The 13835-nt window shown below is 53.8% G+C and carries 13 protein-coding genes; 3 read left to right on the plus strand and 10 right to left on the minus strand.

Annotation, left to right across the window (positions count from 1 at the left end; genetic code table 11):
• Positions 1 to 11: 11 nt before the first annotated feature.
• The 4 genes from HV832_RS17145 to HV832_RS00675 form a co-directional block, all read right to left on the minus strand.
• A complete protein-coding gene (locus tag HV832_RS17145; RefSeq protein WP_317889332.1) occupies positions 12 to 125 on the minus strand; it encodes a cytochrome oxidase small assembly protein in 114 nt (37 codons plus the stop codon).
• A gap of 42 nt (positions 126 to 167) precedes the next feature.
• A complete protein-coding gene (gene ctaD, locus HV832_RS00665) occupies positions 168 to 1775 on the minus strand; it encodes a cytochrome c oxidase subunit I (protein WP_176801626.1) in 1608 nt (535 codons plus the stop codon).
• A gap of 23 nt (positions 1776 to 1798) precedes the next feature.
• Positions 1799 to 2971, minus strand: a complete 1173-nt coding sequence (gene coxB / locus HV832_RS00670) for a cytochrome c oxidase subunit II (protein WP_176801627.1) — start codon at positions 2969 to 2971, stop codon at positions 1799 to 1801.
• Between the two features lie 233 nt (positions 2972 to 3204).
• Positions 3205 to 4119, minus strand: a complete 915-nt coding sequence (locus HV832_RS00675) for a methyltransferase domain-containing protein (RefSeq protein WP_176801628.1) — start codon at positions 4117 to 4119, stop codon at positions 3205 to 3207.
• A gap of 80 nt (positions 4120 to 4199) precedes the next feature.
• Between HV832_RS00675 and HV832_RS00680 the strand changes: the two genes are divergently transcribed.
• The 3 genes from HV832_RS00680 to HV832_RS00690 all read left to right on the plus strand — a co-directional run bounded on the left by HV832_RS00680 (position 4200) and on the right by HV832_RS00690 (position 8444).
• The gene (locus HV832_RS00680) at positions 4200 to 4958 is read left to right on the plus strand and encodes a phosphoribosyltransferase family protein (protein WP_176801629.1); all 759 of its coding nucleotides are present in this window, start codon (positions 4200 to 4202) and stop codon (positions 4956 to 4958) included.
• Positions 4959 to 4967: 9 nt separating this feature from the next.
• Complete coding sequence (gene trmL, locus HV832_RS00685) at positions 4968 to 5438, plus strand: tRNA (uridine(34)/cytosine(34)/5-carboxymethylaminomethyluridine(34)-2'-O)-methyltransferase TrmL (RefSeq protein ID WP_176801630.1); 471 nt, start codon at positions 4968 to 4970, stop codon at positions 5436 to 5438.
• Between the two features lie 192 nt (positions 5439 to 5630).
• On the plus strand, positions 5631 to 8444 hold the full coding sequence (locus tag HV832_RS00690) for a sensor domain-containing protein (RefSeq protein WP_176801631.1): 2814 nt from the start codon (positions 5631 to 5633) through the stop codon (positions 8442 to 8444).
• A 22-nt stretch (positions 8445 to 8466) separates the two neighbouring features.
• Here the strand turns inward: HV832_RS00690 and rfaE2 are convergent, their stop codons facing one another.
• From rfaE2 to cysT, 6 genes are all read right to left on the minus strand, one after another.
• Positions 8467 to 8946, minus strand: a complete 480-nt coding sequence (gene rfaE2 / locus HV832_RS00695; RefSeq protein ID WP_176801632.1) for a D-glycero-beta-D-manno-heptose 1-phosphate adenylyltransferase — start codon at positions 8944 to 8946, stop codon at positions 8467 to 8469.
• 69 nt (positions 8947 to 9015) lie between these two features.
• Entirely contained in the window at positions 9016 to 9870 is an 855-nt protein-coding gene (locus HV832_RS00700) for a ferritin-like domain-containing protein (protein ID WP_176801633.1), read from the minus strand.
• An 87-nt stretch (positions 9871 to 9957) separates the two neighbouring features.
• Positions 9958 to 10887 carry a CysB family HTH-type transcriptional regulator gene (locus HV832_RS00705; protein WP_176801634.1) on the minus strand — a complete coding sequence of 310 codons (930 nt, stop codon included), beginning with the start codon at positions 10885 to 10887 and terminating at the stop codon, positions 9958 to 9960.
• A gap of 77 nt (positions 10888 to 10964) precedes the next feature.
• Positions 10965 to 12029, minus strand: coding sequence for a sulfate/molybdate ABC transporter ATP-binding protein (locus HV832_RS00710; protein ID WP_176801635.1), 1065 nt, complete (start codon positions 12027 to 12029; stop codon positions 10965 to 10967).
• A gap of 15 nt (positions 12030 to 12044) precedes the next feature.
• Complete coding sequence (cysW, locus tag HV832_RS00715; protein ID WP_176801636.1) at positions 12045 to 12962, minus strand: sulfate ABC transporter permease subunit CysW; 918 nt, start codon at positions 12960 to 12962, stop codon at positions 12045 to 12047.
• Positions 12962 to 13819: a sulfate ABC transporter permease subunit CysT gene (gene cysT, locus HV832_RS00720; RefSeq protein WP_176801637.1), complete on the minus strand. Its 858-nt coding sequence runs from the start codon at positions 13817 to 13819 to the stop codon at positions 12962 to 12964. Before cysT ends, cysW begins: the two co-directional genes overlap by 1 nt.
• Positions 13820 to 13835: the final 16 nt, after the last annotated feature.

Here is a 13835-nt window from a genome sequence, read left to right on the forward strand (position 1 = left end):
AGATTCTCAGTTCAACGCAGCAACGTCTGCTTGACAAACACACCAATGAAAAAAATCAGGGCAATCGATGCCAGTATCAATGCTGTTCTGGTGTTATCAGGTTTTTTATCGTTTTTCATAGTCATGCGCTTGTCCGGAACAATGATTTCGGACAAGCGTTTCCGGATTTATTTAACGACAGGCGGTTCTTCAAATGTATGGAACGGCGCAGGACTTGGTACAGTCCACTCCAGACCTTCCGCTCCGTCCCATGGCTTGGCAGGCGCAGGCTTGCCGCCCTTGATAGAAGGAATGACGACGGCCAGGATGAAATACACCTGCATCAGGCCAAACCAGAAAGCGCCAATCGTCGCTACCTGATTGAAGTCTGTGAACTGTGCCGGATAATCTGCATAACGGCGTGGCATCCCTGCAAGTCCCAGGAAATGCATAGGGAAGAATGTGACGTTAAACGCGATCAGGGAACCCCAGAAGTGAATCTTGCCGCGGGTTTCGTTATACATAAAACCGGTCCACTTCGGACTCCAGTAGTAATAGCCGGCAAACAGGGCAAACAGGGAACCTGCCACCAGTACATAGTGGAAGTGGGCTACAACGTAATAGGTATCCTGCAACTGGATATCAATCGGTGTCACAGCCAGAATCAGTCCGGTGAAACCACCCATGGTGAAGACGAAAATAAAGCCCACTGCAAACAGCATCGGTGTTTCAAAGGTCATCGAACCTTTCCACATCGTTGCCACCCAGTTGAATACTTTTACGCCGGTCGGAACCGAAATCAGCATGGTGGCATACATGAAGAACAGCTGCGCAGTCACAGGCATACCGGTCGTGAACATGTGGTGCGCCCAGACGATGAACGACAGAATCGCGATGGAAGCCGTTGCGTATACCATCGATGCATAGCCGAACAAAGGCTTGCGGGCAAACGCAGGAACGATCTGCGAGACGATACCAAAAGCAGGCAGAATCATGATGTACACCTCCGGATGTCCGAAGAACCAGAAAATGTGCTGGTACATCACCGGATCGCCGCCACCGGCTGCATTAAAGAAGGATGTACCAAAATGACGGTCAGTCAGCGTCATCGTGATCGCACCGGCCAGCACAGGCATCACGGCAATCAGCAGATAGGCAGTGATCAGCCAGGTCCAGCAGAACATCGGCATTTTCATCAGTGTCATGCCAGGTGCGCGCATGTTCAGGATGGTGGTGATGATGTTGATCGAACCCATGATGGAAGAGGCACCCATGATGTGCACAGCAAAAATCGCCATGTCCATGCCTGGACCCATTTGCGTCGATAACGGCGCATACAGCGTCCAGCCGGCAGCCGTTGCGCCGCCTGGAACCCAGAAGGAAGCAACCAGCAGAATCGCCGCTGGTGGCATCAGCCAGAATGAAAAATTATTCATACGGGCAAACGCCATATCCGATGCACCGATCTGCAGTGGAATCATCCAGTTCGCGAAACCGACGAAGGCTGGCATGATCGCACCGAACACCATGATCAGACCGTGCATGGTTGTCAGCTGGTTGAAGAATTCCGGCTGCACCAGTTGCAGGCCGGGCTGGAATAATTCAGCACGGATCATCAGCGCCAGCACACCGCCTGACAGCAGCATCGTGAAGGCAAACCACAAATACAAGCTGCCGATGTCTTTATGATTGGTCGCAAACAACCAGCGACGGAAACCATGCGGATGGTCATGCGCGTGGTCGTGAGAGTGATCGTGAGAGTGATCGTGAGCGTGATCAACGGTAGTAGAGCTCATCTTTTCTCCTGTTCTTCCTGTTATTACTTACGCGCAGCCAGAACTTCGGCTGGTTGAACGATGTTTTCGGCCGACTTGTTGGACCAGTTGTTGCGGGTATAAGTAATCACCGCAGCAATCTCCGTATCAGACAAAGTCGCCTTCCAGGATGGCATGCCATTCTTACCGTTCATCACAATTGCTATTTGTCCTGCCTTTCCGCCAGCGACCACGGCAGAGCCATCCAGCGCAGGGAAAGCACCGGGAACACCTTTACCGGAAGCCTGATGGCAGGCGACGCAATTTGCAGCATATACTTTTTCACCACGCTGCTTGAGTTCATCGACAGTCCAGACCTTGTTCGGATCATCTGCCTTGGCCGCCATTTCTTTCTTTTTGGTCTCTACCCATTTTTTGTAGTCTTCGTCGGACACAACATTAACGACGATCGGCATGAAGGCATGTTCCTTGCCGCACAGTTCCACACACTGGCCGCGGTAAGTACCAATTTTTTCTGCTTTGAACCAGGTATCGCGGACAAAGCCGGGAATCGCATCCTGCTTGACGCCGAAAGCAGGAATGGTCCAGGAGTGAATAACGTCATTTGCGGTCGTGATCATACGAACTTTTTTATTGACAGGCACGACAACCTGATTATCCACTTCAAGCAGGTAATTATCACTGCGGGCTTCTGTCGGGGCGACGCCCGGCGCGCCAACCTGTGTGCGTGGCGTTGCCAGTGTAGAGAGGAAGGAAATACCTTCGCCTTCCCCTTTCAGATAGTCATAGCCCCATTTCCATTGCATGCCGGTGACTTTGATCGTCAGATCGGCATTCGAGGTGTCCTTCATGGCAACGACTGTTTTTGTGGCTGGCAGTGCCATACCGATCACAATCAGAAAGGGGACGACAGTCCATGCGATCTCGACGGCAGTGCTTTCATGAAAAGTAGCAGCTTCATGCCCCACTGATTTGCGGTGTTTGAGTATGGAGTAAAACATGACCCCGAATACTGCAATAAAAATCACCAGGCAGATAACCAGCATGAGGTTATGAATGGAATAAATCTGCTCGGCAATCTGTGTGACTGGCGTTTGCAAATTTAACTGACGTACAGCCGGACCACCCTGACTATCCACCACCGCCCAGGCTGGCAGGTTGGCAGCCAGGAGCGAGGCGCCCAGCATGAACGATTTGAATCGCTTTGCATATTTCATGATATCCCCAAAACCCCGATTAGAATTCTTTTGAACTGTGCACCAGGACGCGGAATCATTGTTACAAAGTGCGTGCTGGCAGCTTCTACAACCTCGTGAGTATAAGGCGTAATGAAGCGGGATATCAAGCAGAATACAAATCAGAAATCAATGATCTGGCGCAAATGAAACATCGCTTATTGCGGATTTCTGTGGGTTTTCCGATATTTCTTTGATCCAGATTAAACGTGACATCATGGCGATTTTTTAGGCAGATCGAAGCGGATAATCGATTCGCCGGCAGACGTCTTTCTGCTGACAGGCCGGAATGCATGGCCGTAAATCACTTCAAAAGTCAACGCAATCCGTCCCTCTGCATTACGCTGCCGCTCCAGCGCTGCCAGCATTTTTCCATGCGCCAGCCTGCCCATCAGTCCGGGACGGCGACTCAACAACGGATTGCCACCCAATGCCCGGACGTCGTCCAGTAATTTTTTTGTGTCGTGATAAGTCAGAGTGATTTTTTCCATATCCATGACCGGTGTTGAAAAGCCGGCATTCACCAGCATATCGCCGAAATCATGCATATCAACAAATGGCAGTGTGTGGGGGAATTGGTCTGCTGCTGCATATGCCTGACGCAATTCGATCAGCGTATCCGGCCCAAAACAGGAAAACATCAGCAAACCTTCAGTCCGTAATATGCGGCGCCATTCGGCAAAAACCTGATCCGGCTGGGGATGCCAGTGCAGCGCGAGATTCGACCAGATCATGTCCACCGCCTGTGCCGCCAGCGGTGCTCTGGAAAAGTCCCCGCCAATCAGCGGATTTCCCTGCTCCGGCTTCAACACAGCGGGCGTCCAGCGCGCCAGCAATTTACTCACGGCATTCATGCTGCTCTGCTGTTGCTGCCGGATCATGCCGAGCATGGCAGGCGCCGCATCCAGTCCCAGCAGCAGCGCATCGGGATAACAGCGCTGCAATTCCGGCAAGTCGGCACCGCTACCGCAACCGGCATCCAGCACCCGCTGTGGTTTTATCCTGACCAGCTCCAGTTTTTCCCGCATTCGGGAAGCTACTTCCCGGCGCAAGAATTCCGCATCAGCCATTTTGGCTGGCCTTGAGAACAATCTTCTGACGAGTTGGATATCAATAGGTGCGCTGAGCATAGAAAAAGCAGCCGGATGCCGGAGGAATGAGATAATGCCAAGAGTTTACACGCTTGCGATACTGTCCGCAGAATTCAACGATGCCCGCATTCCGATCTCTGGCTGAAAAATCCCTGCAGCGTTTGCTGACACACTGGCTGCCCTGCACCTGCGCGCTGTGCCGGCAGGAAAGCGCCGGAATTTTATGCGACGCCTGCCAGCATACTTATTTTCCGCCTGGCTCATCCCATTGCCCGCAATGTGGTCTGCATTTATCCGGACAAGAGTCCGGGCAAAAACCGGCGCAGCGTTGCGGTGACTGCCTCCGGAGTCCGCCGGCATTTGATCGTACCGTTGCGGTCTGCGATTATGCGCCGCCACAGGATCAACTGGTGCTGTCGCTGAAATTTGCGCATCAGCTGGCATTGGCACCAGTGTTTGCCGGTTTGCTGCGCGATGCTATTTTGCGGCAAGCTGACCAGCATTTGCCGGACATGCTGCTGGCAGTGCCGCTGGGACGCCAGCGTTTACAAGACCGTGGTTTTAATCAGGCGCTGGAGATCACCAGACCGCTGGCGCATCAGCTCGGGATTGCACTGTATCCGCGAGGATTGCAGCGGATCCGGGAAACCTTGCCGCAAACCAGCCTGACACCGGACGCCCGGATTCGCAATATGCGCAATGCGTTCATGCTCGATGAACGGATTACCGGCAGCCTGCGGGGAAAGCATATCGGCATTGTCGACGACGTGATCACCACTGGCATGACCCTGCATGAAATCGCTACAATGCTGAAACGTTTCGGTGCAGCCACGGTCAGCAACTATGTGTTTGCACGCACCCAATATCACTCATCGTAAGGAAATATTTTGTTTCATGTCGTCCTGGTGGAACCGGAAATCCCGCCGAATACCGGTAACATTATCCGTCTGTGTGCCAATACAGGCGTTCAGCTGCATCTGATCGAACCCCTGGGTTTTCCATTGGATGACAGCAAAATGAAGCGCGCCGGACTGGATTACCATGACTATGCGACCATGAAGGTGCATAAAAACTGGGAAGCATTCTGCGCCAGCGAGCAACCAGATCCGCACCGGATGTTTGCCATGACCACGCACGGATCTGCTCCATTTGCCAGCGTGTGTTTTGAGCCGGGAGATTATTTTATCTTCGGCGCAGAAACCCGCGGCCTGGCGCCGCAACTCAGAGAATCGTTCCCGCCAGCGCAGCGTATCCGCCTGCCGATGCGACCGGATAACCGCAGCCTGAATCTCTCCAACACCGTCGCCATTGTGGTTTATGAGGCATGGCGACAACATGGCTACGCTGGCGGTGCATAAGCACAGACAAAGTAGCCCGCAGTTCTTTTCTTGTTCCGGAAATTAGTTCAGAATGAACCGCAGGATGTAAAAAATATAAAGCAGTATGACGGCTGATGACAAATGCGCAGACAGGAATTGCTGCTTGCGCTACACCATCAGATCAGCCGTAATCAATACTCTTTCCTGTGATGAGTACTGTCAATTGAGTCAATGAATCAATTCGGAACATGGACCTGGTTTGAAGAAACCGGTGAATTTCACTGGTCATCGGGTTTGTGTGCTTTATTCAAGCGCGCGGATGATTCCCACCGCATCCCGCTACAGGAAGTATGCGCTTGCCTGACACCAGATTCCGCGCACAACCTGCAGACAGCCTTGCAGCAGGCCAGTCAATCCAGAGATCGGTTTGAACTGGTCTGCAGCTTGCGAAAGACGCTGCTGCCGGTACGCTGCATCCGTTTTTGCGGCGAATTTTCGGCATCATCAACGCAGTCGCAATTACAGGGCTTTGCCGAGGAAATATCTCCTCTGTCGGGACAGGCCGCCGCCATACCAGACTCCCTGCCTGCCGTGGCTGCGGCGCTGCCGTTCGGTGTCCTGATGCTGTCTTCGCCACAACGATTGGCGTGGATTAATCCATTGTTTTGCGACTGGCTGCAACTGCCGCAGCAACCCGTCAAAACCGCTTTGCAGACGATACATCTTTTCGATGCGCCTTTGCTGGGCATCATTGAAGATGTCTTTCAGGGAACGCCAGCTTCCCTGACTCAGGCCTTTTCGCAACCGGACGGCAGCGAGCGCTTGCTGGCACTGGAACTGACTCCGGTGCAGGACAATCAGCACACATCACCACAATCTCCCCCCCCAGTCACGGGCTGCCTGATCACTGCCACCGACGTCACCACCTATCATCAGACCATCTCGCAATTGCACGAAAATGAAAAGCGTTGGCAAATGGCGCTGGAAAGCTCCGGCGACGGCACCTGGGACTGGTATCCACAAAGCGGCATCGAATATTTATCCGAGAACCTGAAAGCAATTTACGGTTACGCGCCGGAAGACATCAGTAATCTGCCGGAAGAACTCGACAGTCGCACCCATCCGGACGACAGATTACAAATGGAACTCGACCGGCTCGACCATTTCGAAGGCAGAACACCCGGCTACATCAACGAACACCGTGTGCAATGCAAAGATGGCAGTTGGAAATGGATACTCACGCGCGGTATGGTCATCGAGCGCGACAGCAAAGGCCAGCCGTTGCGGGTTATCGGCACCCATACCGATATCTCTGAACGTAAACATGCGGAAGTCGCCCTGCTCGAAAGCGAAGAGCGACTACGGATGGCGCTTTCTGCCACGCACCAGGGTCTGTTTGATCTGAATCTGCATAGCGGAATCGCGGTGGTGAATGCAGAATACGCTCACATGCTCGGTTATACCCTGCCGGATTTTCAGGAGAGTCGGGTCCGCTGGTATAACGGCCTGCATCCGGACGATCTGGAAAGGGCAGACCGGGCCTATACCGATTATCTGAACGGAAAAACTGAAGAATACCGTGTCGAATTCCGGCAGCGGCATGCCAATGGCTCCTGGATATGGATGCTATCAGTCGGCGCACTGGTGGAGTGGGATGAAAACGGTAATCCCTTGCGAATGTTGGGAACGGTGCTTGATATTACCGAGCGCAAACAATCGGAAGCTCTGATCTGGATCCAGGCCAATATTGACCCCCTGACAAATCTGCCCAATCGTCGTATGTTTTACGACCGGCTAGAACAGGATATGCGACGCAGCCGGCGCAGCCATCTGCCGCTGGCAGTCTTATTCATCGATCTGGATTTTTTCAAAGAAGTCAACGACACGCTCGGGCATGCCAGTGGCGACGCCCTGCTGATGGAAGCCGCCGAGAGGCTGCGACGCTGCGTGCGCGAAAGCGATACTGTGGCGCGGCTGGGCGGTGATGAGTTCACGATCGCCATGCCCGATCAGCACGATACCCTGCATGTGGAACAGATCGCGCGCAATATCATCAGTGCACTGTCCTCGCCATTCATGATCGCGGAGCAGGAAATTTATCTGTCGGCCAGCGTCGGCATCACGATTTATCCGCGCGATGCCAACACGCTGTCTGACCTGATCAAACATGCCGACCAGGCGATGTACGCTGCCAAGGATCAGGGACGCAACCGCTTCAGTTATTTCACTCCTAACCTGCAGATCGCCGCCCAGTCAAGGCTGCGGCTCAGCAATGATCTGCGGCTGGCGGTGAATGAGCAGCAGCTGGAAGTATTTTTTCAGCCGGTCGTCGATCTGGCCAGCGGGCGCATCCTCAAAGCGGAAGCCCTTATTCGCTGGCCGCATGCACAGCTGGGCTATATCAGTCCGCTGGAATTCATCCCGATTGCAGAAAGCACCGGACTGATCTATCACATCGGGGAACAGGTATTCAAGGTCGCTACGTACTGGGTCAGGCGATGGCGCGATCTGGCACATCCTGATTTCCAGATCAGCATCAATCAGTCGCCGCTGGAATTTCAAAACGATCAGGGACGTTACGCAGACTGGCTCCAGCATTTGCGCCGGCATCAGTTGCCAGGACAAGCCATCACGATTGAAATTACCGAGGGACTGCTGCTGGATGCCAGCACCAAGGTCGCCACTCGACTGCTGGAATTTCGCGATGCGGGGATACAGGTCGCGATTGATGATTTCGGTACCGGCTATTCCTCGCTATCGTATCTGCAGAAATTTGATATTGATTATCTCAAGATTGATCAGTCGTTCACACGGAATCTGACACCGTCTTTGAACGATCTCGCTCTACCGGAGGCGATCATTATGATGGCGCACAAGCTGGGCTTAAGTGTGATTGCAGAAGGTGTGGAAACCACGTTACAACGCGACCTGCTGCGCCAGGCCGGTTGTGATTTCGCACAGGGCTATCTTTTTTCCAAGCCATTGCCGCCAGAGGAATTTGAAGCGCTGCTGCTGGCACAAGAAGCCAGCAGTCACACCGGCTGACGCGATCCGGTTTGCAGAATTGTCAGCCCCGGGCTCTGACTTTCGTCAATAATTGTGTGGTGGAACGGTCGTGTTCAAATGCAATCGCCGCCACTTTGCCGCCATACGCCAGCACCGCCTGTCCTTCCGGTATGGCATGCATATCGTAATCTCCACCTTTGACATACACATCCGGCTTCGCCATCAGCACCGCCTGCAGAGCCGTATCCTCGTCAAACTCCACCACCAGACTGACCGACTCCAGCGCCGCCAATACCGCCATGCGATCAGCACAGGTATTGACGGGACGGTCGTCTCCTTTACCGAGACGTCTGACCGAAGCATCGGTATTGACCGCCACAACCAGGGAAGCACCGTGCTCCCTGGCCTGCGCCAGATAGCTCACGTGTCCGCGATGCAGAATATCAAAGACGCCATTCGTCATCACAACCGGATGGGGTAATGTAGCAACACGTTGCGCCAGTTCAGCGCGGGAACAGATTTTTTTTTCGAAGTCAGGCATGGTCAACGATTGAAAATGCCGCTGATCATCGCGGCAGGCAGCCGGATTGTACAACGGTTGGCGTTTTCCTCAGAGTGCCGCCTGACCAGCAGCAGACAAGCGCTGCGTGACTTCCTTACGATAACGGTTCAGATCCTGCACGGTTTCAAAGCTGCGCTCAAACAACAGGGACATATTGTGCAGAATCCGGTCCACCACTTTCTTTTCCCACACACCGTCAAACCTGATCTGCCCGTCCAGCCAGCGCTCCAGCCAGTCCGGATCAGGCAGACGGCTTTGTACTGTGTCATTCGGAAACAAAGATTGATTCACATGCAGATTGGTCGGATGCAAAGGCTTTTCAGTGCGCCTGGCCGATGCCATGAGCACGCCGATTTTAGAAAATGCCGCCCGTGCCACATCGCCGACTTCCGCCAGAGATTTTTTCATATAACGCAGATAGGCACCGCCATGACGCGCTTCATCCTGGCTGATGATTTTATAAATATGCTTGATCACCGGCTCGGTATGCCACTCGGACGCGCAGCGGTACCAGTGATTCAGGCGGATTTCGCCGCAGAAATGCAGCATCAGGGTTTCCAGCCGCGGTGCCGGATCGAATTCAAACCGGACCTGATCAAGTTCCGCTTCGGTCGGCACCAGCTCAGGATGAAAGCGGCGCAGATATTCCATCAACACCAGCGAATGCTTTTGTTCTTCAAAAAACCAGATCGACATGAAAGCAGAAAAATCACTGTCGTCGCGGTTATCGCGCAAGAACATCTCCGTCGCCGGCAAGGCAGACCATTCGGTGATGGCATTCATTTTGATGGTCTGCGCCTGTTCCGGAGTCAGTCGGGAGGCGTCATATTGCTCCCAGGGAATATCGGTATCCATATTCCAGCGCACCTGTTCCAGAGACTTAAACAATTCAGGATAAAGCATGGCTCACCTCGGCATCAGTTCAACTCACAGAATATGCATTGATTGTAGCAGAGGTGTATGACTCCTTCACGACAGCCCCGGCGCGGCTCAAGGACTGGGTTCAATGATAGCGCGCCGGATATGCTCACGACTCAGTTCCGGTGCAAACTGACGGATAAAATCAAATGTGTAGCTGCGCAGATAAGCGCCACGTCGCACTGCCAGCCGGGTTACATTCGGGCTAAACAGATGGTCGGCAGAAAGCGCTCTTAATCCGTTGCTGCGATTCGGCTCAATCGCCATTGATGCAACAATACCAACACCCAGCCCCAGCGCCACATATTGCTGAATCACATCTGAATCCATCGCTGTCAGAACAATATCCGTGGACAGACCGGCATCAGTAAAAGCCGCATCGATATGACTGCGTCCCGTAAAACCGACATCGTAGGTAATCAGTGGATAGTTGGATAAATCTTCCAGTGTGATCACCTTTTTATGGAGTAAAGGATGGTCTTCCGGCAACACGATCACATGATTCCATTGATAGCAGGCAAATGACACCAGATCCTTGAACTGCGACAGTCCCTCAGTGGCAATACCGATGTCCGCTTTGCCGGATAATACCCACTCGGCAATATGATCCGGCGAACTTTGTTGCAGGGCAATCCGCACTTCCGGAAAAGTCTGACGGAATTGCTGCACAATACGCGGCAGCACATAGCGCGCCTGAGTGTGCGTGGTGGCGATGGCAAGTGTTCCCCGGGTCTGGTCGGAATAATCATTGCCGGCCTGCTGCAGATTTTCGGCTTCCAGCAACAGACGTTCAATGATCGGCAGAATGCCTTTACCGGGTTCAGTCAGGCCAGTCAGCCGCTTTCCGTTGCGCTCAAAAATATCCACGCCCAGCTCGTCTTCCAGCTCACGGATCTGGCGACTGACACCCGGTTGCGACGTGAACAGCACCTGTGCCACTTCCGTCAGATTGAAACCGCGACGGGATGCCTCGCGGATGGATCGTAATTGCTGAAAATTCATCTCTCACTTCTTTCACTGTCATCACGGTGGGAATCTGGTCCGGGCTGTTCCGGAGCCGGGAATCGTTTAATGGGTATCTAATGGGTATCGACAAACACATGCAGCCGCCGCGGGCGCAGCACCAGCACTTCACCAACCTTCAGCTTCAGCTGCTGGTAACGTTCGCTCGGAATGATGGCTTCCAGCAGATCGCCGTTATCGTCCCGCTCCAGCTCCAGTTGCGCCAGCGGGCCGATACTGTGCGCGCGGCGCAACTGCACCAGCAGGCCTTCGGCACCGGGGGAATAACGGTCAATATCAAATTCGTGAGGACGGACATAACCGGTGCCGGTCGCATCGCGGATATCGCTGTGAGCCGGTGCGGCAAACGTCACACCGCCGGCATCCAGCACGCCCTCATGCACGCGCCCGTGAAACAGATTCACATTGCCCAGAAAACCATATACAAATGGTGTCGCCGGATGCTGGTAGATGTCGGCAGGAGCGCCGACCTGCTCGACGGTACCGTGATTCATCAGCACGATCTGATCGGCGACTTCGAGTGCCTCTTCCTGATCATGCGTGACGAAAATACTGGTCACATGCAATTCATCATGCAGACGGCGCAACCAGCGACGCAATTCTTTGCGCACCTTGGCATCGAGCGCTCCAAATGGTTCATCCAGCAACAGCACACGCGGCTCCACTGCCAGTGCGCGTGCCAGTGCGATGCGCTGCCGCTGACCACCGGATAACTGCGGCGGATAACGGTCGGCCAGCCAGTCGAGCTGCACCAGCTCCAGCAGACTGGTGACTTTTTCTTTGATCTGCGCCTCGGATGGACGGATATGCTTTGGCTTGACCCGCAGACCAAACGCAATGTTTTCAAAAATCGTCATGTGTTTGAACAAGGCATAGTGCTGGAACACGAAACCGACCTGACGATCGCGTACATGCTGTTGTGATGCGTCCTGACCATCCAGCAGCACCTGGCCGCTGTCGGCAAATTCCAGACCGGCGATGATGCGCAGCAAAGTTGTCTTGCCGCAGCCGGAAGGCCCTAACAATGCCGTCAGTTCGCCATCGGGAAAATCCAGCGAAACATTATTCAGCGCGGTGAACTGACCAAAACGTTTATTTAATTGATGAACGGCGATACTCATGTTTTTCGCTCCGGCTTATTCTTCAGAAATAGGGGCGCGACTCTCATCGGTGCGCCATTCGACGATGGTTTTCAATACCAGTGTCAGCAAGGCCAGCAGGGTCAGCAGCGAAGCCACCGCAAATGCCGCCACGAAGTTGTATTCGTTATATAAAATCTCGACCTGCAAAGGCATCGTGTTGGTCTCGCCGCGAATATGGCCGGACACCACCGACACCGCGCCGAATTCCCCCATCGCCCGCGCGTTACACAGGATCACGCCATACAGCAAACCCCATTTAATATTCGGTAAAGTCACATGCCAGAAGGTCTGCCAGCCTGATGCGCCCAGCACCAGCGCGGCCTCTTCTTCCTCGCTGCCCTGCGCCTGCATTAAGGGAATCAGCTCGCGCGCCACAAACGGAAAGGTGACAAATATGGTTGCCAGCACGATGCCGGGAACCGCGAACAGAATCTTGATATCGTGATCGCGCAGCCATTCACCAAACCAGCCCTGCGCGCCGAACAGCAGCACGTATACCAGACCGGAAATGACAGGAGAAACCGAAAACGGCAGATCAATCAGCGTCAGCAACACACTTTTGCCACGGAATTCAAATTTCGCAATAGCCCAGGCAGCGGCAACACCAAACACCAGATTCAGCGGCACCGCAATGCCGGCCGAAATCAGGGTTAATCGAATCGCCGACAAGGCATCCGGCTCGGTGATCGCCTCCAGATACGCCTGCCAGCCTTTTCTGAGCGCTTCGGAAAACACCGCTGCCAGCGGTACAAACAGGAATAGCGTCAGAAAAACCAGCGCGACCAGCGTCAGCGTCACACGCACCCAGAGCGGCTCTATCGTGGCAGCAGGAATGAGGGGCGGCTCAGCCCGGTTTGCCTTTACCGGAGATGCGACAGATGCCGGAGCAGGATCGATCGTAATGGTGTCCATTATTTTCCTCCCTGCCGGCTGCGCATCCAGGCCTGCAAAGCATTAATCGTCAGCAGCAGGATGAATGACAGAATCAGCATGACCACGGCGATTGCAGTCGCTCCGGTGTAATCGTACTGTTCCAGTTTGGTAATCATGAACAACGGCGTGATTTCTGAAATCATCGGCATATTGCCAGCGATAAAAATCACGGAACCATATTCACCGGTAGCGCGTGCAAAAGCCAGTGCAAAGCCGGTCAGAACAGCGGGCAGCATGGCCGGGAAAATCACCCGCGCAAACACTTGCCAGTGATTCGCCCCCAGGCTGAGTGCAGCTTCTTCAAGTTCTTTCTCCGCTTCTTCCAGTACCGGTTGCACCGTACGCACCACAAAAGGCAGCCCGATGAATGTCAGTGCAATCAGAATACCCAGCGGCGTGAACGCCACCTTGATGCCCAGCGGGGTCAGTAATTTGCCGATCCAGCCATTCGGTGCATACAAGGTCGCCAGCGTGATACCGGCAACGGCCGTCGGCAACGCGAACGGTAAATCCACCAATGCATCAATCAGACGCTTGCCGGGAAATTGATAACGCACCAGCACCCACGCCACAATGCCGCCAAACAGCACGTTGATCAGCGCTGCCAGAAAAGATGCTCCGAAAGTCAGGCGATACGAGGCCAGTACGCGATCGGATGTCACGGTTTCCCAGAATGCCGGCCAGGTCATAGTGAAGGTTTTGAGAAAGACCGCAGAAAGTGGAATTAAGACAATCAACGCGAGGTAAAACAAGGTAAATCCCAGCGACAGATGAAAACCGGGAAGCACACGTTTACTGGTCGGTTGACCGCCTGTTGCAATTGCAGCAGATGCCATAGTCAGCCTTTATTAC

The organism is Cognatundibacterium oligocarboniphilum (assembly GCF_013377855.1).
Lineage (GTDB): Bacteria > Pseudomonadota > Gammaproteobacteria > Burkholderiales > Burkholderiaceae_D > Undibacterium > Undibacterium oligocarboniphilum.

Excerpts from the sequence above, each read along its gene's own strand:
- HV832_RS17145 (WP_317889332.1), bottom strand. The coding sequence starts at position 125 with ATGACTATGAAAAACGATAAAAAACCTGATAACACCAGAACAGCATTG.
- ctaD (WP_176801626.1), bottom strand. The coding sequence starts at position 1,775 with ATGAGCTCTACTACCGTTGATCACGCTCACGATCACTCTCACGATCAC.
- coxB (WP_176801627.1), bottom strand. The coding sequence starts at position 2,971 with ATGAAATATGCAAAGCGATTCAAATCGTTCATGCTGGGCGCCTCGCTC.
- HV832_RS00675 (WP_176801628.1), bottom strand. The coding sequence starts at position 4,119 with ATGCTCAGCGCACCTATTGATATCCAACTCGTCAGAAGATTGTTCTCA.
- HV832_RS00680 (WP_176801629.1), top strand. The coding sequence starts at position 4,200 with ATGCCCGCATTCCGATCTCTGGCTGAAAAATCCCTGCAGCGTTTGCTG.
- HV832_RS00690 (WP_176801631.1), top strand. The coding sequence starts at position 5,631 with ATGAATCAATTCGGAACATGGACCTGGTTTGAAGAAACCGGTGAATTT.
- rfaE2 (WP_176801632.1), bottom strand. The coding sequence starts at position 8,946 with ATGCCTGACTTCGAAAAAAAAATCTGTTCCCGCGCTGAACTGGCGCAA.
- HV832_RS00700 (WP_176801633.1), bottom strand. The coding sequence starts at position 9,870 with ATGCTTTATCCTGAATTGTTTAAGTCTCTGGAACAGGTGCGCTGGAAT.
- HV832_RS00705 (WP_176801634.1), bottom strand. The coding sequence starts at position 10,887 with ATGAATTTTCAGCAATTACGATCCATCCGCGAGGCATCCCGTCGCGGT.
- HV832_RS00710 (WP_176801635.1), bottom strand. The coding sequence starts at position 12,029 with ATGAGTATCGCCGTTCATCAATTAAATAAACGTTTTGGTCAGTTCACC.
- cysW (WP_176801636.1), bottom strand. The coding sequence starts at position 12,962 with ATGGACACCATTACGATCGATCCTGCTCCGGCATCTGTCGCATCTCCG.
- cysT (WP_176801637.1), bottom strand. The coding sequence starts at position 13,819 with ATGGCATCTGCTGCAATTGCAACAGGCGGTCAACCGACCAGTAAACGT.